Genomic DNA, 16,311 nt, shown 5'->3' on the forward strand with positions numbered 1-16,311 from the left:
ATGGCTTAATCATAGCCGTTTTTCCATTTTAAAACCTTGACTGGAGTCAAGTTTGCTTAGGCTAACTTATTTTATACTGCCCCCAGGATTTTCCGGGCCTTGTCCACCTCTTCCTGGGTGGGAGGCTTTACATCCTTCAGCTTGTTGGGGATCCCCAGCTGTTCCCATTTATACAGGCCCATGTTGTGGTAGGGCAGCACTTCCACCCGCTGGATGTTGGTAAGGGTGTCCAGGAATTCCCGGGTCCGCTGCAGAGACCCTGGATCGTCGGTCCACCCGGGCACCAGCACCTGCCGGACCCAGATGGGCTTTTTGATTTCCGACAGATACCGGAACAGGTCCAGGATGTTGTCATTGGGCTGGCCGGTGAGCTTTTTATGGGCTTCCGGGTCGATGTGCTTCACATCCAGCAGCAGGATGTCCGTTACCTCCATCAGCTCTTTGAACTGGCTGAAGAAAGGTTCCTTCCGGGTAAAGGGCTGGCCGGCAGTGTCGATGCAGGTGCCGATGCCCCGGGCTTTGGCCTTCCGGAACAGGTCCAGCAGGAAATCCATCTGGAGCAGAGGTTCCCCTCCGCTGACGGTGATGCCCCCTTCCGGACCCCAGTAGGGCCGGTAGCGTTCCGCCTGGTCCAGCAGTTCGTCAGCGGTTTTCAGCTGGCCCCCCTGGCCGCATTTCCAGGTGTCCACATTGTGGCAGTACAGGCAGCGCATGTTGCAGCCCTGGACAAAGATGATGAAACGGGTTCCGGGCCCGTCCACGGACCCGAAGGTTTCGATGGAATGGATACGTCCCTGGATCATAATACCTCCTGATAAAAAAAGACCCCATCAAAGGGGGCACAGTTCGTACGCCTCTTGATGGGTCTCATTGTATGTGTTTTTAAAAAAAGGTTCCTTGATTTGGGTCAAATTATGCAGAAGCCGGTACGTCCGATGTTCAGGCGGGCTGCCCGGCGTGCAGCCCCTACGGTTCCTATTTGAACATCCCGAAAAATTTGCCTGCAAATTTTATCCTTCGGCCATTGACCGTTGACAATTGACCATTGACCGCCTGTATCAATAATTCACCAGCTCCATCAGCCGGTCCGGATCCAGGACCTTGATGCTGCTCTGGCCGGTCTTTTTTACGTACCCTTCCCGTTCCAGTTCCTTCAGCTTCCGGCTGATGGTTTCCGGCCGGAGAGCCAGGCTGCCGGCCATTTCCTCCAGGCGCATGGTGATGGTGTCGCTGGTCTGCCGCCGGTACCGGTACAGCAGCAGCCCGGCCACCCGTTCCTTGGGGTCGGCGATGCTTTTCAAAAGGTTCCGCCGGTTGGCGTCGTGGAGCTTCTTGCTCAAAAGAGCGATGATCCGCATGGCCACTTCCGGTTCCTGGATGGCCTCCTCGAAATCCCTCCGGGCCAGTTTGCAGCATTCCACCCCCGTCATGGCAATGGCCGAGGCGGAATACCGGCTGTCCGGCACCAGTACCCCTTCCCAGATGGTATCATGCTCCACAAAGATTCCGGCGATCCGTTCCAGGCCGTCCTGGTCGTAGGTGCACAGTTTCACCCGGCCCTGGTGGATGATGTAGATGGCATCACAGGGCTCCCCTTCGTGGAACAGGTACTCCCCCTTGGCCAATTTCAGCCGTACCGACCGGCGGAGCAGGGTGGTCACCTTTTCCGGAGGCAGCCCCACCAGGAACTCCACACTCTTCAGGCATTCTCCCCGGCAGACCTTGCAGTGGGCGGGGACGGGGCCTGTCATGCCTTTCCTCCGTAAAGGGCGTCATACACCGCCTGGAGCTTTTTGTCCCGGGCGGCAGTGGCTTCCCGGGCCTTGTCCCCGGCATAGTCATAGAAGCCTTTCCCGGTCTTCACCCCGTAATCCCCGGCTTCCACCTTTTCCTTCAGCAGGGCGGGCACTTCATGGGAATCTTCCAGATCCGGCATCAGGTATTCGCTGATGTGGCAGAACACGTCCAGGCCTCCGAAATCCACGGTTTCCAGGGGCCCCAGGCAGGCCCACCTAAAGCCCAGGCCGTATTTCATCACCGCATCGGCCCCTTCCACGCTGACCACTCCGTCCCGGACCAGAGCCAGGGCTTCCCGGAGCACGGCCAGCTGGATCCGGTTGGCGGCAAACCCGGGTACATCCTTTTCCACCAGGGCCGGTTTCTTCCCGATGGCCAGGGACAGGTCATAGATGGTTTTGGCCACATCCGGCCGGGTCTCCTCATTTTTGATGATTTCGATAAGGGGGATCAGAGTGGGCGGATTGAACCAGTGCATCCCCAGGAACCGGCCCGGCCCGGTGACCGCTGCCGCCAGTTTGTTGATGGACAGGCCGGAAGTGTTGGTGGCAATGATGGTTTCCGGATCTGCCAGGGGGCTCATTTCCCGGTAAAAAGCCAGTTTGGCCTCCATGTCCTCCACAATGGATTCCACGATCAGGTCCCGGCCCCGGAAGGCGTCCATACTGGTGGTATAGGTGATCTTGTCCGCCGCACCCGCCGAGATCTTCGTCCTGGCCTTGTCCAAGGTGGGCTGCCGGTGGTTCCACAAGGTCACTTCATACCCGTTCCGGGCAAAAATATCCGCCATGGAATACCCCATGGTCCCTGCTCCTGCAATGGTGATTTTTTTGATGTCCATAGTCAGCAATCCCTCGATTCTGTGATAGTGAAGGAAATCATCCTGTTTTCCCAGTTCCCGGATCTGGGCAGGGGTGGCCAGCTGGAAGCTTTCCACTTCGTCTTCCTGGATCTTTACCTGGTCCCGGGTAAAATCTCCTCGAAATTCATAAATATCCACAAAATAATTGTTCTGTTCCTCCGGGCTGTCGCTGCGGTAGGTATGGATGCACCGGGCCTCTTCCGGGGCAAAATGGAGTCCGGTCTCTTCCCCCACTTCCCGGAGCACCGCCTGCCGGGAGGTTTCTCCCGCCCGTACTCCGCCTCCGGGGATTTCCCATTTCAGGGCAGCCCATTCCTTGTCCGCCTTCCGCTGGGTGATCAGGATTCTCCCCTGTGGGTCCCGGATCAGGGCCAGCACCGTCAGATGGTAGTCCCCCGGTTTCATATGCCAGTCGTTCCGGATCATTTTCCGGCCGGTGACCTGTTTGTTGCTGTCGTAGATATCCCAATATTCCATGGGTGTTCCTCCTTGTGTATGTTGGCGGGGCGCCGGGCCTGCGCCCCCTACGGCATCCCTGTGGATCTGTATTTTCCCTGTCTGCCCCACAGTTCCGTTTTGCTTCCGGTTCCGTAGGGGCGGCAGGCCCGGCCGCCCTCAAAATTTTCGTCCCCCTGCATGAAAAGAACCCGGCCCAAAGGACGGGTTCTCTCTTTCGGCTAGTGACTGATGACTCGTGACTGCCAGCTGGTGCTGCTCCGCAGCACCTTACAATTCCAATCCCGTTTCCGGATCCAGGCCCATGGCGATGTTCATGTTTTCGATGGCTGCACCGCTGGCCCCTTTCCCCAGGTTGTCGAACTGGGCGGACACGGTGAACCGGTCCTCGTTGCCGCACACATAGATCCGCAGGGAATCCTTCCCGGCCAGGGTGTTGGACCCCAGCATCTTGGGCAGTTCCTCGTTCTGGACCACTGTGATGAAGGGCTGATTCCTGTAGAAATCCGCATACATCTTCCGTACCGCTGCCAGGCTCAGGTCCTGGGGCATCTGGAACCCGGCGGTCACCAGCATGCCTGCATAATAGGGCGCCACAATGGGCAGGAAAATGGGAGACTGTTCCAGTCCGGCATATTTCAGGATTTCCGGCAGATGTTTGTGCTGCTGGTTCAGCCCGTAGATCCGGGGAGCATCCAGTTCCTTGTCATGGAGATTTTCGTAAGAAGCGATCATCTTCTTGCCCCCGCCGGAATACCCGGTCAGGGAAGTAAGGGTATAGAGCCCGTCCGGAGCAATGAACCCGGCCTTCACCAGGGGCGCCAGCACGGCAATGGAACCGGTGGCATGGCAGCCCGGGTTGGAGATCCGGCTGCTCTCCTGGATGGCATGGAGGTAGGAGGGGCCCAGTTCCGGGAACCCGTAGGCCCAGGCCGGGTCGCACCGGAAGGCCGTGGAGGTGTCGATGATCTTGGTGTCGCAGTCCTTGGCGGCTGCCGCCACTTCCCGGGACGCGGCATCGGGCAGGCACAGGAAGGCCACGTCCGCCTGGTCGATCTTTTCCAGCCGGGCATCCAGGTTCTTCCGCAGGTCCGAACTGATGGTGAGCAGTTCGATATCCGTCCGCTGCTTCAGCCGCTGGGCCAGCCGCAGGCCGGTCGTTCCTTCGCCGCCATCGATAAATACTTTAAACATCATGACCACCCCTCATTCACTGGTGCACTGGGCCCAGCCTTTATAGAATAGGAACATTATAACACAGATGGAGCCATAGGGACAGATTTTTTATTTGCATTTTATGCATAAAAATACATTATGGTTTTTCCGGGTCCCGGATCCGTTCCACCTGGGCCTCCACCGCCGCCTCATGGCGCCGGAGGGCCTTTTCCACCAGTTCCTCATAACCGTTCAAGGCCGCAAAAGGGGCAAACTGGGCCGCCCGCTTCTTCCGGTCCATCCGGGGATGGCCGGAGATCCTGGGCCGGGGCAGATCCAGCATATCTTCATACGGCTTCATGCCCGGTGTCCTCCCACCTGGCCGTTCCGCTCCCGGGTCATGGCCCCGGGCAGCAGGTTGCTCCCCCGGAGCAGGGCGTTCTTCCCGTACCGGTCCTGGATGGCCAGGATGGTTTCCTGGAGTTCCTCCTCCCGGCCCCGGGCGTACACCGGTGCCTCTTCCCGGGCAAACAGGTCCGTTTCGGCCCCCAGCAACCGCAGGCCTCCGGGGCCTTCACATGTTCCGCGGTAAGGGAGATCTTCCGGATCAGCAGCTGGGGATCGGCCACCTGGTGGAAAAGCCCCAGGGCCGCCTCCCTGATCACCTGTCCTGAAGCAGTGTACCCACCCGGCAGGTTCCGGGACCCGTGGCCGTGGACGGGCACCGGCCGGCCGAAATGGTCCGCTGCCACCTTTCCCCGGTAGGACCGGCGCCGCTCCGGGTCTTCCAGATTGCACCGGTCGTAACCCAGGGTCAGCACCAGCTGATCCGTCACCCGGTGCTTCTTCACCAGGTCCAGGGCCAAAAGGTCCGCCATCTCCCACAGCAGCAGCCGGGCCGTTTCCGCAGTGGCAGGCTGCTGGAGCACCTGGCCGGACCCCAGGCTGCTGCTCATGGGCTCATAGGCCCGGATATCCTTCAGGGTACAGGGTTCCCAGCCCCAGGCATGGTCGATGAGCAGTTCCGCATTCACCCCGAACAGATGGTACAACAGGTCCGGATCTTCCAGGGACATCCGGGCCACCGCCCCCATGGTGTACATGCCGTACCGCTGGAGTTTCCGGGTGATCCCCGGCCCGATCCGCCAGAAATCCGTGAGAGGGCAGTGGTCCCACAGCAGCTGCCGGTAGGTCTTTTCCGTCAGGGAAGCGATCCGCACCCCGTCCCGGTCCGGTTCCATGTGCTTGGCCACAATGTCCATGGCCACCTTGCACAGATACAGGTTGGTGCCGATGCCGGCAGTGGCGGTGATCCCTGTTTCCTTCAGCACCTGGCGGATCATCTCCCGGATCAGGCCGTAAGGAGTCCAGCCTCCTGATTTCAGATAAGGGGTCAGATCCAGGAGCACTTCGTCCACAGAATACACGTGGATGTCCTCCGGGGCCATGAACTGGAGGTACACCTGAAGCACCTGGGCACTTTTTTCCATGTACCGCTGCATGTGGGGCATGGCGGTGATGTAATCCACCTCCAGGGTCCGGTCCCGGCCCAGTTGGGAGGCCAAAAAGGATTTCCCTGAAAAAGGGCGGCCCCGGAGCCATCCCCGACGGAGAGTGTTCATTTCTTCCACCTGGCGGATCACTTCGAACAGCCGGGGACGGCCCGGGATCCCCCAGTGCTTCAAAGCCGGGGACACCGCCAGACAGATGGTCCGGTCCGACCGGCTCCGGTCCGCCACCACCAGACAGGCATCCAGAGGATCCAGTCCCCGCTCCACACACTCCACCGAGGCATAGAAAGATTTCAGATCAATGGCCCCATAGATTCGCTGTTCCATGACTCTCCCCGCTTTCGTTTGTTTTACTAAACATTTGTTTGCTATTATCATAGCACAAAAGAGGAAAAGAGGCAAGAGAAAGGGGCTGCTGCGGTGAGCAGCAGCCCTGTCAACGGCCAGCGGCCCAGTCCGCCCTGCAGGGGCGGGGGACCGTTGCGCCTGCGCAATGGTGGTGGGGGCATGAGGTCCTGAAAGGACCGAATACCTTGGCGGGGGTATAGTTCAACCGTCCTGGAATCCTGCAGCGAGACCTGCGGATATGAAGATCGTGCTCCTGTCGGACACCCCGCTGTTGTCCATCATTCCTGCAAAGTATCGGCTGCCGCCGATGCCCCCACCACCATCCTTGCGGATGGTCCCCCGCCCCTCCCAGGGCGGACTTTTGGCTGTGCAGCCTATTTTATTGTACTGCTGTTGTCCATCGTTCCTGCAAAGTATCGGCTATCGCCGATGCCCCCACCACCGTGCTCCGCACGGTCCCCCGCCCCTCCCAGGGCGGACTTTAGCCGGCAACGGCTCATATTGTTCCCAACTTCTTCATTCTTTCCCGGATTATCCGATCGATGTTCTCTGTCACTCCGGAAAAATTTCTCATCACATCCCGGTTGGAATACCGCAGGACCAAGAATCCCAGCCGTTCCAGGTGCCGGGTCCGTTCAGCATCGGCTTTTTTATTTTCCGTCTCATAATGCTGTCCACCGTCCAGTTCGATAATCACCTGAGCCCGTTCACAGCAGAAATCCACAATATACTTTCCGATGATGACCTGCCGTTTCACCCGTACAGGATATTTCCGGAAAAAGTCGAACCAAAGGTGCCGTTCCTCTTTTGTCATGTTTTTCCTCATCTTATGAGAAAAGTTTTTCAGGTAATCCGGGATTTCGTTCCTGCCAGCCAAAGTCAACACTCCTTGAAATTATACTGAATTATCTTATAATATTATATTTGCAGTTATAAAGCAAGGCCGGAGGCCAAGTCCGCCCTGCAGGGGCGGGGGACCGTTGCGCCTGCGCAATGGTGGTGGGGGCATGAGGTCCTGAAAGGACCGAATACCTTGGCGGGGGGATGGTTCAACCGTCCTGGAATCCTGCAGCGAGACCTGCGGATATGAAGATCGTGCTCCTGCCGGACACCCCGCTGTTGTCCATCGTTTCTGCAAAATATCGGCTATCGCCGATGCCCCCACCACCATCCTTGCGGATGGTCCCCCGCCCCTCCCAGGGCGGACTTTTTGCTGTGCAGCCTATTTTTATCGTACTGCCAAGATGAAAATAGCCCCGTCATCGGCAGTTGACCGTTGACGGCTGACAAAGGGGCTGTTGCTCAAGCAACAGCCCCTTCTCTCACTCCCCTGCCTCCGCAGGGCTTTCTTCTGTTTTCTCCGGTTTTTCGGGTTCCGGCACCTGTTCCGCCTCTTCCAGCTGGGCCACGATAATGTCCACCCGGTCCACCTGGAAATCGGTGATCCGCACCACTTCTCTCACCACGGCTTCCCGCAGCTGTTCGATGGTGTCGGGGATGGAGGTATCGCAGGCCACGGACACCTTCAGGGTGAAGGCCACATGGCCTTTTTTCACCGTGCCGTTTTCCGCCACTTCCGCGTCGGTCTTTTCCACCGCCACCGCCGGAGTGTTCTTGCCGGTGAGCCCTTTGGCAAAGGACATGAGTCCCCCGCCGGTGTGTTCCCACAGGTTCACCCGGTCCACCCGTTCTGCCGCCAGCCGGACCAGCTGGACGAACACTTCTTCACAAATAATGGTCTTGCCCTGGATCATGGTATCAGCTCCTTTATTACCGGAACTCCACCTTCAGATGCTGGCGGTTCACCAGCCGGTTGTACTTGTATTTGGGATACCCTACCAGCAGAGTTCCGACGATGACCTGTTTCTGGGGTACCTGGAGCAGTTCCCGCAGCGGGGCGTAATCTGCCCGGGCACAGGTTTCAATAAAGCCCATAATGGTGGTTCCCAGGCCCAGGGTGGGAGCATACAGTTCCACATAGGCCCAGGCCTGTTCACAGTTGCTCACGCCGGTCACGTTCAGCCGCCGTGCCAGTGCGAACACCAGCTGTTTGGCATTCCGGCCGATGATGTCGATGCCCCGGCCCCGGTACACTTCCAGTACCTTCCGGAAATACCGGCGGCGGGGAGAGTTGTTGTCGATTTCTTCCTGCATCCAGTCCGCCACACAGTCGCAGATCTTCCGGATCAGTTCCTGGTCGGACACCACAATGTAGTAAAGCCCCTGGGAATTGGCAGCAGTAGGTGCATACCGGGCAATGTCCAGCAGCTGTCTCATTTTGTCTTCACTGACCAGTTCCGGAGTGAAGTTCCGGATGCTCCGGCGCATCCGCAGGAAGTTGTAGGCCGTTTGGGAATCCAGCACCGGCATGGGGATGGGTTCGGTTTCGGCATAGGGACAGCGGGAATTATCAAGAGCACCGGTGGGACAGACGGATACACAGTGGCCGCAGGACATGCAGGACATATCATTGATGCACACCGGGCCGTTTTCACCCATTTCAATGATACAGCTGGGACAGACTTTGGAGCAGATCCCGCATCTAACACACTTATTCTGATCGACCGTTAAAATTCCAACCAAATGAAACACCTCATATTCTCTCTGACTGCAGTGCTGCCGGGGAAGCGGCGAACCCCTGTAAATTTAAAAAAAGCCGGACATCCGTCCGGCATGATTTGCAATTGGCTCCCCGAGTAAGACTCGAACTTACAACAACTCGATTAACAGTCGAGTGCTCTACCATTGAGCTATCGGGGAATCTCAACGAAGATTATTCTACACGAAAAGCCGATTCCTGTCAACAGTTTTTTAAGATTTATTTTGCCATTTCCACATTGGCCGGCACATCAGCCACCGGTTCTGACTCCCCCGCCTTTTCCAGGTTGGCCTGGATATGGCGGACAGCACAGGACAGGCTGTAGTTGATGACGAAATACACCAGGGCCGCAAACCCGAACAGCACGAACACGTCGGATACGTTGATGGTGCCGGTGCCGTTGTACATGGCGGCCCCTCCCAGCACCTTGTTCACCCGGGCCATCAGTTCGATGGTGGCCACGTTGGCCATAAAGGAGGTATCCTTGATGATGGTGATCACCTGGCTCATCAGGGTGGGGATGATCTTCCGGAAGGCCTGGGGCAGGATGATGTACCACATCACCTGGACGATGTTGAAGCCCTGGGCATAGCCCGCTTCGAACTGCCCCTTGGAAATGGCGTTCAGGCCGCCCCGGATGATTTCCGCAATGATGGCGGATTCAAAGATGGTCAGGGCAATGGTGCACTTGAACAGGAGCTTGGTTTCCACGGAACTGAGCCCCAGGATCCGCCGCACCCCGGGAGCGGGGAAGAATACGGTGCCGATGAAGATCCAGAACAGAAGCGGTGTGTTCCGGAACAGTTCGATGTAGGCAGTGGCAGCCCAGCGGAAGACTCTTTCCGCCGGACGGGTGCAGTAGTTCCGCACCAGGGCCAGGACGGAAGCCACCCCCAGGCTGGCGGTAATGGAAACCACCGCCAGGAGCAGAGTGAAGCAGGCTCCCTTCAGCATAAAGGACATAATGTCCGGATTTTTCAGGATGGCAAAGCTGCCGGCTAATGTACTCATACTCCATTCCTCCTCAGGCATTCATCATTTCGTCCTGGGCCTTCAGCTTGGCTTCCCAGCGGCCTGCCAGGGTGGACAGGGGGAAGCAGATGATGAAGAACAGGACCCCGCACACAATGTAGGCCGGTGCGTAGGAACCCCCGGTGTTGGCCCCGGTGACGAAGTTGTAGGTGGACGAAATCAGGTCCGCCCCGCCGATGATGTACAGCACTGCGGTGTTCTTGATCAGGTTCCCGATCTGGTTCACCGTAGGAGGCAGGATCACCTTCACCGTCTGGGGCAGGATGATGTAGGCCATTTTCTGGGTGTAATCGAACCCCTGGGCGTCCGCCGCCTCAAACTGGCCTCTGGGGATGGATTCGATCCCCGCCCGGATCACTTCTGCCATATAGGCGCCGTGATAGATGCCCAGGGCGATGATCCCGGCTGCCAGCACCCCGATCTTGTGTCCGGAGAAGGAGCAGGCATAATAGAGAAGACACAGCTGCAGGATGAGCGGTGTATTCTGGATGGCTTCCACGTAGATCCGGTTGATGGTTTTGGGAAGCCGTCTGGTGCTCACGCCCATGAGCCCCAGCAGGATGCCCAGTACGGTGGCGATTACAATGCCCCCCAGGGCACTTTCCACCGTCACCCCCAGTCCCTGGAGGAAGCTGGCCTTGTGGGTCAGGACCACTTCCCATGCTTTTTCTGAAAATAAACCGCCCATAATCATTGCCTCCTGTTGAAAGAGAAGGGCAATCCCGCGAAATTGGAGGATTGCCGCTTCCCACCTTGCATTTACTTTCTCACGTTATTTATCCAGGTTGTATTTGGCTTCCAGTTTCTTGATGGTGCCGTCTTTCAGCCAGCCCTGGACAGCTTCTTCACAGAACTTGCTCATGCCGGAGCCCTTCTTGGTGGCCAGGCCGTATTCCTGAGGCGCGAATTCTTCCTTGATGAAGGTCCTGTCGTCGGTGTGGTAGATGGCCAGGATGGATTTATCCACGCAGAAGGCGGATACTTCTCCGGAAGTCAGGGCCGTGGAAATGGCCGGATAATCGGCGTATTGTTTGAAGCTTACCCCCTTGTTCCAGGTGGCTGCATCGAAGCTCTTGGGATCGAAGCCGTCCCCGTCGATGACTTTGGCCTTGATCATGGCTTCCACCAGGGCTCTGGCGGAGGTGGATCCGGAGGATACCCCTACCACTTTCCCTTTCAGGTCAGCCAGGCTGTTGATGTTGCTGGCTTTTTCCACCAGCACCCCAACATGGTCTGTATAGTAGGGAGTGGTGAAATCCCAGCTCTTTTTCCGTTCCGGAGTGATGGTGAAGGTTGCGGCAACCATATCGATGTCTCCGGAATCCAGAAGAGCGGTACGGGTGGCTGCCGTTACCGGCGTGTATTCCACATCCACTCCCAGTTTCTTGGCCAGTTCTGCACTCAGGTCAACTTCCAGCCCGGTGAATTTCCCGGTGGCCGGATCCTGATACCCGAAGCCCTTGGTGACGTTCTTGACGCCTACCCGCAGGACCCCGCGTTTCTTGATGGCGGCGATGTCTTCCGCCACATTGGAGGATTTACCACTGTCAGCGCTTTTCTTCTCGTCCCCGCACCCTGCAAACAGCGATACGGCCATAAGTACGGTGACCCCTACTGCAAAGATCTTTCTCAGCTTGCCCAAACTTTTCATGATAAAACCTCCTTCAAATGCTTCCTTGCTGCTCTATGATTATCGCCGGGTGGTAATCAGCGGATAATCTTGCTTAAGAACTTCTTCACCCGTTCATTGGTGGGGTTCACGAAGAAGTGGTCCGGTGTGCCTTCGTCGATGATCCGGCCGTCTTCCATGAAAATGATCCGGTCGGCCACCTGCCGGGCAAAGCCCATTTCGTGGGTCACCACCACCATGGTGATGTTCCCTTCCTTGGCCAGCTTGATCATCACGTCCAGCACTTCCTGGATGGTTTCCGGATCCAGGGCCGAAGTGGGTTCATCGAACAGGATGATCTTGCTTTCGTCGCACAGGGCCCGGGCAATGGCGATCCGCTGCTGCTGCCCGCCGGATAAGGTGGTGGGATACACATTGGCTTTGTGCCGGAGCCCCACCACTTCCAGATAATGGTAAGCGGTTTTTTCCGCATCCTCTTTGCTCTTGTGCCGGAGCTTCATGGGGGCCAGGGTCAGATTCTGGAGTACCGTCATGTGCGGGTACAGGTTGAACTGCTGGAATACCATGGACATGTTGTCCCGGATGATCTGGGTCCGGTTCTTGTGGGTGAGTTCTGTACCATTGATGTACACATGCCCGTCGGTAGTTTCCTCCAGGAAGTTCATGCACCGAACTGTGGTGGATTTTCCTGAACCAGATGGCCCGATGATTACCAGTTTTTCCCCTTCTTTCACTTCCAGGTTGACGTCCTTCAATACATGGTTGGTGCCAAAGTATTTGTTGACGTGCTCGAGTTTGATCATCATAGCCATCCCTGCTTTCATTTTATTTTGCAATCGTTATAGCTTGTTTTTGAAATACTGTTCGTATTACTTCGAACAATTACGATTATACGCAAAATACGGTTTGTGTAAATCGGTTCACAAATAGTTCACAAATAATTATCTCGAAAACGAGAAAATTGTTACGATGTTTACTGAATTTGTAGGATTATTATGTATACAAAGGGAGTATGCTGCACGTTGCGTGCGGCACACTCCCTTGTCAGCAGTCAACGGTCAATGGTCAGCGGCCGATGGAAACCATCTGCTAAGAGCAGATGGTTCTGAAGGAAAACGCAGTCCCAAGGGCTGCTAACCCACCACCATTGCGCATGCGCAACGGTCCCCCGCCCTTGAAAAGGGCGGATAGAAACGCGGGGCGCAAGGCCCCTTGTTTGGGATGCATAGGTGCGGCTTTCTAATGTTATAAAAAGCAATGGGCACCAGCCCGAGCGTATATCCGCCCTTTGCAAGGGCGGGGGTATCCATGCGCAGCATGGGTGGTGGGTTAGCAGCGCCAGCTGCGTTTCCCTTCAAAGGAATCTGCAGCCGCAGATTCCTTCCTTCAGCCGTTGACAGCTGACTGTTGACGGGGCTGCTGCCTCAGCAGCCCCCTTTTCGTTAACTTTTTTCTTATTGTCTTGACAATTCTTTTATTTCGAGTATAATAGGTACCCGAATGATGGAGCTTCTGGCAGGAGATAAATTTAGGGTTCCATCCAATATATGGTTATCCGTTACTGGACCGCGCGCAGGCCATGATCCCTATGGTCAGGATCCATTCGGAACCGGAACCAAAAACATATCGAAAGACTGGGACGGCAAGGTGCCCCTCTCTCTTATGGGTACTGGATATTCCAGGACTTTCACCGAAAGGTGTTGTCATTATGCAACTGTTCCGTACCGTAAAAGATCTGAAGGACTTTGTCCGCACTGTGAAAAAAGAAGGCAAAACCATCGGTCTGGTGCCCACCATGGGTGCCCTCCACGAAGGCCATGCCTCCCTGATCAAAGCCGCTGCCAAAGAAAATGACGTGGTCATCGTCAGCGACTTTGTAAACCCCACCCAGTTCGGCCCCAACGAAGACTATGATGCCTATCCCCGGAAGCTGGCCGCAGACGAAAAAGTCGCGGAAGCCGCCGGTGCCACGGCCATCTTTGCTCCTTCGCCGGCTGAAATGTATCCCCACCAGGATATGACCTGGGTGGAAGTGACGGGCAATATCACCAAGGTTCTTTGCGGCCGCACACGCCCCATCCATTTCCGGGGTGTGGCAACGGTATGCACCAAGCTGTTTAATCTTTCTCAGGCCGACCGGGCCTATTTCGGGCTGAAAGACGCCCAGCAGACGGAAGTCCTCCGCCGGATGGTGGAAGACTTGTTTATGAATGTTGAACTTCGTATTATGCCTATTGTTCGGGAATCTGACGGACTGGCCAAAAGTTCCCGGAACGTGTACCTGTCTCCGGAAGAACGGAAGGCGGCGCTGGTCCTTTCCCGGAGCCTGAAACACGCCAAAGAGGCCTTTGCTGCCGGTGAGCGGGATCCCCGGAAGCTGGTGGATCAGGTAACTGCTGAAATCAAGGCCGAACCCATGAGCAACATCGACTATGTGGAACTCTACGGCATGCCCGGACTGACGGAAGTCTCCGGCCCCATTGCCAGCCGTGTGCTGCTGGCCGTGGCGGTGAAGTTCGGGACCACCCGGCTCATCGACAATGTAGTGCTGGAGGGCTGACCGGATGGTGGATGGAATCGTACGTTTCTGCACCCGGTACATGTCCGTGGGAGTGGTGCTCATCGGATTTTTGGGGATCCTGGAGCCAGGGCTCATGAAGCCTCTGGCCCCCCAGATTCCCACCTTTCTGGGCATCATCATGTTCGGCATGGGCATGAGCCTGACCCCGGATGACTTCCGCAACGTGTTCCGCCAGCCAAAAAACGTGGCCATCGGGACCCTGCTCCAATTCACCATTATGCCCGCCGTGGCTTTCGGGCTGATCCACCTGTTCCGCCTTCCTGAGGCCATCGCCATCGGGGTAGTGCTGGTGGGCTGCTGCCCGGGAGGCACCGCTTCCAATGTGATTTCCTACATTGCCCATGCAGATGTGGCCCTGTCGGTTTCCATGACCATGGTGAACACCCTGCTGGCCCCCTTTGTGACCCCCTTTCTGGTGTGGTTCATTGCAGGCACCTGGGTGGATATCAACTTTGTGTCCATGATGGTTTCCATTGTGAAAATGGTGCTGCTGCCCCTTGTCCTGGGCATCGGGATGAATTATTTCTTCCCCCGGCAGGTCAGCCGGATAATCCGGGTGATGCCCATGCTGTCTGCCCTGGTGGTGATCCTCACCGTAGGCTGCGTGGTGTCCATGTCCGGCCGGGCCATTGTGGACAACGGACTGGTGATCCTCTGTGTGGTAATGCTCCACAATCTGTGCGGCATGGTGCTGGGCGGATTCTTCGCCCGCCGGTTCGGGCTGGACAAAGCCCAGTGCCGGGCCATGACCATTGAAGTGGGCATGCAGAATTCCGGCCTGGCCTCCACCCTGGCTCTGATGTACTTTACCGCCGCCGGCGGCATCGCCGGTGCCATTTTCTCCGTATGGCACAACGTGTCCGGCTCCCTTTTCGCCTCCTACTGTGTAGGAAAAGACGAGGAAGGGCAGCAGGAAGACAGCGTGGGAGAACTGGTGGGAGAAAAAAACAGGAATTGAATGAAAAAAGGACTGTTGCGTAAGCAACAGTCCTTTTTTGGGTCGCGGCCCGCGAACGGGGGTGTGTGAATTTTTTTCACACACCCCCGTTTTTCACCACCCCTTGGGCAGCATCCCTGCCATGCTCAGCAGGGCGTAAACGCCGGAGGCCAGGAACACCACAAGGACCAGTTCCTGGATGGGTCGGGCGGCCAGCCAGCCGCACTGCCAGCAGGGTTCCTGGTCTCCTTTTTTCCGGGCGCTCCGGAGCATGAACACCGGCAGCACGGACATGATGATGCCCCCGAAGGTGCCGGCGCTGAAAATGGCGCTGACAAAGCCCACCAAACCGCTGCTGGCCAGGAAAATGGGCGGAATCACAATAAAGGCCAGACACAGGGCCCGGCTCCGGATATCCCGTTCCGACCGGAACCCCAGCCGCTCGATGCAGTTGGTAAGGAAGCTTTCAGCAATGGCCCAGAAGGAAGTAAGCATGGCACAGAAGGCAAAGAAATTCACCAACAAATAGAAAAGCGGATTCTCCAGGGCCCTGCCCCAGGAAAGAGACGCCACTTCCGTGATTTCCTTCCCTGGCAGCATCAAAAACACCGCCAGGGGCACCAGGGACAGGATCAGGAAAGAGATCCCCGTGCCTCCCAGGATGGCCGGCACCAGCTTTTCCGGACGGTCCCGGAAGCCCCGGGCCAGTTCCGGCACAATGTACTGGACCGCATAGCAGAATACGGCAATATTGAACACCGGGATACCCCAGGTCCAGTGGGCATAGAGGATTTCATCCAGAGGCACCCGGGCCCGGAGGAAGGACGCCCCCACCAGGAGAACCAGCATCAGGATCATCCCCAGCCCCAGGAACTTTTCCGCCGCCCCGGTAACTTTCAGGCCCAGCCAGACCACGGCAGTTGCCCCGATGGAAAACAGCAGGCTGGCTTCTTCCAGGGGCAGGCCCAGGAAGGTGCTGAAAATCTTTCCGCAGCCGGTGATATAGGCGATCAGGCTGCAGAAACTGGTAGCTCCCACAGAAAAGAAGATCAGCCAGGATCCGGCCTTCCCCACATATTTTTCCGCCAGTCCGGACAGCTGCAAAGGCCGCCGGGTGCGCAGGGCTGTTTCCGCCACATAGAGCATGGACGCCACCGAAAGGAACCCGGCTGCCAGAAGCCAGGTGAGCAGCACCGGCCACCCTGCCTTCCGGCTGGCATAGGCCAGGCCCAGCACCCCGGATCCGATGGTGGCCCCCACCACCAGCATCACCGCTTCTGTAAAAGTAAGCCGGCGGACTTCCAGGGTCCCGTTCTCCTCCTCTGCCGTCTCCAGATTCTCTGATTCCGTATACTCCATCTTGTTCTCTCTCCCCGTTATATTGTCAAGTCATCTGACCTGCA

Annotated in this window: 15 protein-coding genes, 1 tRNA gene and 1 pseudogene; 2 read left to right on the plus strand and 15 right to left on the minus strand. The window is 57.2% G+C overall.

Features of this window, described 5'->3' with window-relative positions:
• Nucleotides 1-71: 71 nt before the first annotated feature.
• The 14 genes and pseudogenes from pflA to FX155_RS10095 all read right to left on the minus strand — a co-directional run bounded on the left by pflA (nucleotide 72) and on the right by FX155_RS10095 (nucleotide 12,193).
• Nucleotides 72-803 carry a pyruvate formate-lyase-activating protein gene (pflA, locus tag FX155_RS10030; protein ID WP_154488583.1) on the minus strand — a complete coding sequence of 244 codons (732 nt, stop codon included), beginning with the start codon at nucleotides 801-803 and terminating at the stop codon, nucleotides 72-74.
• Nucleotides 804-1,058: 255 nt separating this feature from the next.
• Nucleotides 1,059-1,751 carry a Crp/Fnr family transcriptional regulator gene (locus FX155_RS10035; protein WP_154488584.1) on the minus strand — a complete coding sequence of 231 codons (693 nt, stop codon included), beginning with the start codon at nucleotides 1,749-1,751 and terminating at the stop codon, nucleotides 1,059-1,061.
• Complete coding sequence (locus FX155_RS11580) at nucleotides 1,748-3,136, minus strand: 3-hydroxyacyl-CoA dehydrogenase NAD-binding domain-containing protein (RefSeq protein WP_154488585.1); 1,389 nt, start codon at nucleotides 3,134-3,136, stop codon at nucleotides 1,748-1,750. The genes FX155_RS10035 and FX155_RS11580 overlap by 4 nt, the downstream gene beginning before the upstream one ends.
• 249 nt (nucleotides 3,137-3,385) lie before the next feature.
• The gene (gene argC, locus FX155_RS10045; protein WP_195839652.1) at nucleotides 3,386-4,312 is read right to left on the minus strand and encodes an N-acetyl-gamma-glutamyl-phosphate reductase; all 927 of its coding nucleotides are present in this window, start codon (nucleotides 4,310-4,312) and stop codon (nucleotides 3,386-3,388) included.
• Nucleotides 4,313-4,427: 115 nt separating this feature from the next.
• Nucleotides 4,428-4,631 (minus strand): hypothetical protein, encoded by a 204-nt coding sequence (locus FX155_RS10050; RefSeq protein WP_154488586.1) that lies wholly within the window; start codon nucleotides 4,629-4,631, stop codon nucleotides 4,428-4,430.
• Nucleotides 4,628-6,108, minus strand: a pseudogene (locus tag FX155_RS10055) (DNA methylase). The gene FX155_RS10050 and the pseudogene FX155_RS10055 overlap by 4 nt, the downstream one beginning before the upstream one ends.
• 517 nt (nucleotides 6,109-6,625) lie before the next feature.
• Complete coding sequence (locus tag FX155_RS10060) at nucleotides 6,626-7,015, minus strand: endonuclease domain-containing protein (RefSeq protein ID WP_326831137.1); 390 nt, start codon at nucleotides 7,013-7,015, stop codon at nucleotides 6,626-6,628.
• A 436-nt stretch (nucleotides 7,016-7,451) separates the two neighbouring features.
• On the minus strand, nucleotides 7,452-7,883 hold the full coding sequence (locus tag FX155_RS10065; RefSeq protein ID WP_154488587.1) for an Asp23/Gls24 family envelope stress response protein: 432 nt from the start codon (nucleotides 7,881-7,883) through the stop codon (nucleotides 7,452-7,454).
• A 16-nt stretch (nucleotides 7,884-7,899) separates the two neighbouring features.
• Nucleotides 7,900-8,721, minus strand: a complete 822-nt coding sequence (locus FX155_RS10070; protein WP_279128400.1) for a nitroreductase family protein — start codon at nucleotides 8,719-8,721, stop codon at nucleotides 7,900-7,902.
• Nucleotides 8,722-8,814: 93 nt separating this feature from the next.
• Nucleotides 8,815-8,889 (minus strand) — tRNA-Asn (locus FX155_RS10075).
• 58 nt (nucleotides 8,890-8,947) lie between these two features.
• The gene (locus tag FX155_RS10080; RefSeq protein ID WP_154488589.1) at nucleotides 8,948-9,739 is read right to left on the minus strand and encodes an amino acid ABC transporter permease; all 792 of its coding nucleotides are present in this window, start codon (nucleotides 9,737-9,739) and stop codon (nucleotides 8,948-8,950) included.
• Between the two features lie 13 nt (nucleotides 9,740-9,752).
• Nucleotides 9,753-10,448, minus strand: a complete 696-nt coding sequence (locus tag FX155_RS10085; protein ID WP_022486639.1) for an amino acid ABC transporter permease — start codon at nucleotides 10,446-10,448, stop codon at nucleotides 9,753-9,755.
• An 84-nt stretch (nucleotides 10,449-10,532) separates the two neighbouring features.
• The gene (locus FX155_RS10090) at nucleotides 10,533-11,411 is read right to left on the minus strand and encodes a transporter substrate-binding domain-containing protein (RefSeq protein WP_154488590.1); all 879 of its coding nucleotides are present in this window, start codon (nucleotides 11,409-11,411) and stop codon (nucleotides 10,533-10,535) included.
• Between the two features lie 56 nt (nucleotides 11,412-11,467).
• Nucleotides 11,468-12,193 (minus strand): amino acid ABC transporter ATP-binding protein, encoded by a 726-nt coding sequence (locus FX155_RS10095; protein WP_154488606.1) that lies wholly within the window; start codon nucleotides 12,191-12,193, stop codon nucleotides 11,468-11,470.
• Nucleotides 12,194-13,098: 905 nt separating this feature from the next.
• On the opposite strand from FX155_RS10095, the gene panC reads away from it, so the two are divergent.
• On the plus strand, nucleotides 13,099-13,950 hold the full coding sequence (panC, locus tag FX155_RS10100; RefSeq protein WP_154488591.1) for a pantoate--beta-alanine ligase: 852 nt from the start codon (nucleotides 13,099-13,101) through the stop codon (nucleotides 13,948-13,950).
• A gap of 4 nt (nucleotides 13,951-13,954) precedes the next feature.
• Complete coding sequence (locus tag FX155_RS10105; protein WP_154488592.1) at nucleotides 13,955-14,929, plus strand: bile acid:sodium symporter family protein; 975 nt, start codon at nucleotides 13,955-13,957, stop codon at nucleotides 14,927-14,929.
• A gap of 93 nt (nucleotides 14,930-15,022) precedes the next feature.
• Here FX155_RS10105 and FX155_RS10110 read toward each other — a convergent pair whose 3' ends face one another.
• Nucleotides 15,023-16,267, minus strand: coding sequence for an aromatic amino acid transport family protein (locus FX155_RS10110; RefSeq protein ID WP_154488593.1), 1,245 nt, complete (start codon nucleotides 16,265-16,267; stop codon nucleotides 15,023-15,025).
• Nucleotides 16,268-16,311 lie beyond the last annotated feature (44 nt).

It is taken from the genome of Acidaminococcus fermentans (genome assembly GCF_009696675.1).
Classification (GTDB): domain Bacteria; phylum Bacillota; class Negativicutes; order Acidaminococcales; family Acidaminococcaceae; genus Acidaminococcus.

Coding starts and splice junctions, on each gene's coding strand:
- FX155_RS10095 (WP_154488606.1), bottom strand. CDS start 12,193: ATGATCAAACTCGAGCACGTCAACAAATACTTTGGCACCAACCATGTA.
- argC (WP_195839652.1), bottom strand. CDS start 4,312: ATGATGTTTAAAGTATTTATCGATGGCGGCGAAGGAACGACCGGCCTG.
- FX155_RS10080 (WP_154488589.1), bottom strand. CDS start 9,739: ATGAGTACATTAGCCGGCAGCTTTGCCATCCTGAAAAATCCGGACATT.
- FX155_RS11580 (WP_154488585.1), bottom strand. CDS start 3,136: ATGGAATATTGGGATATCTACGACAGCAACAAACAGGTCACCGGCCGG.
- FX155_RS10090 (WP_154488590.1), bottom strand. CDS start 11,411: ATGAAAAGTTTGGGCAAGCTGAGAAAGATCTTTGCAGTAGGGGTCACC.
- FX155_RS10035 (WP_154488584.1), bottom strand. CDS start 1,751: ATGACAGGCCCCGTCCCCGCCCACTGCAAGGTCTGCCGGGGAGAATGC.
- FX155_RS10105 (WP_154488592.1), top strand. CDS start 13,955: ATGGTGGATGGAATCGTACGTTTCTGCACCCGGTACATGTCCGTGGGA.
- FX155_RS10065 (WP_154488587.1), bottom strand. CDS start 7,883: ATGATCCAGGGCAAGACCATTATTTGTGAAGAAGTGTTCGTCCAGCTG.
- FX155_RS10110 (WP_154488593.1), bottom strand. CDS start 16,267: ATGGAGTATACGGAATCAGAGAATCTGGAGACGGCAGAGGAGGAGAAC.
- FX155_RS10085 (WP_022486639.1), bottom strand. CDS start 10,448: ATGGGCGGTTTATTTTCAGAAAAAGCATGGGAAGTGGTCCTGACCCAC.
- pflA (WP_154488583.1), bottom strand. CDS start 803: ATGATCCAGGGACGTATCCATTCCATCGAAACCTTCGGGTCCGTGGAC.
- panC (WP_154488591.1), top strand. CDS start 13,099: ATGCAACTGTTCCGTACCGTAAAAGATCTGAAGGACTTTGTCCGCACT.
- FX155_RS10050 (WP_154488586.1), bottom strand. CDS start 4,631: ATGAAGCCGTATGAAGATATGCTGGATCTGCCCCGGCCCAGGATCTCC.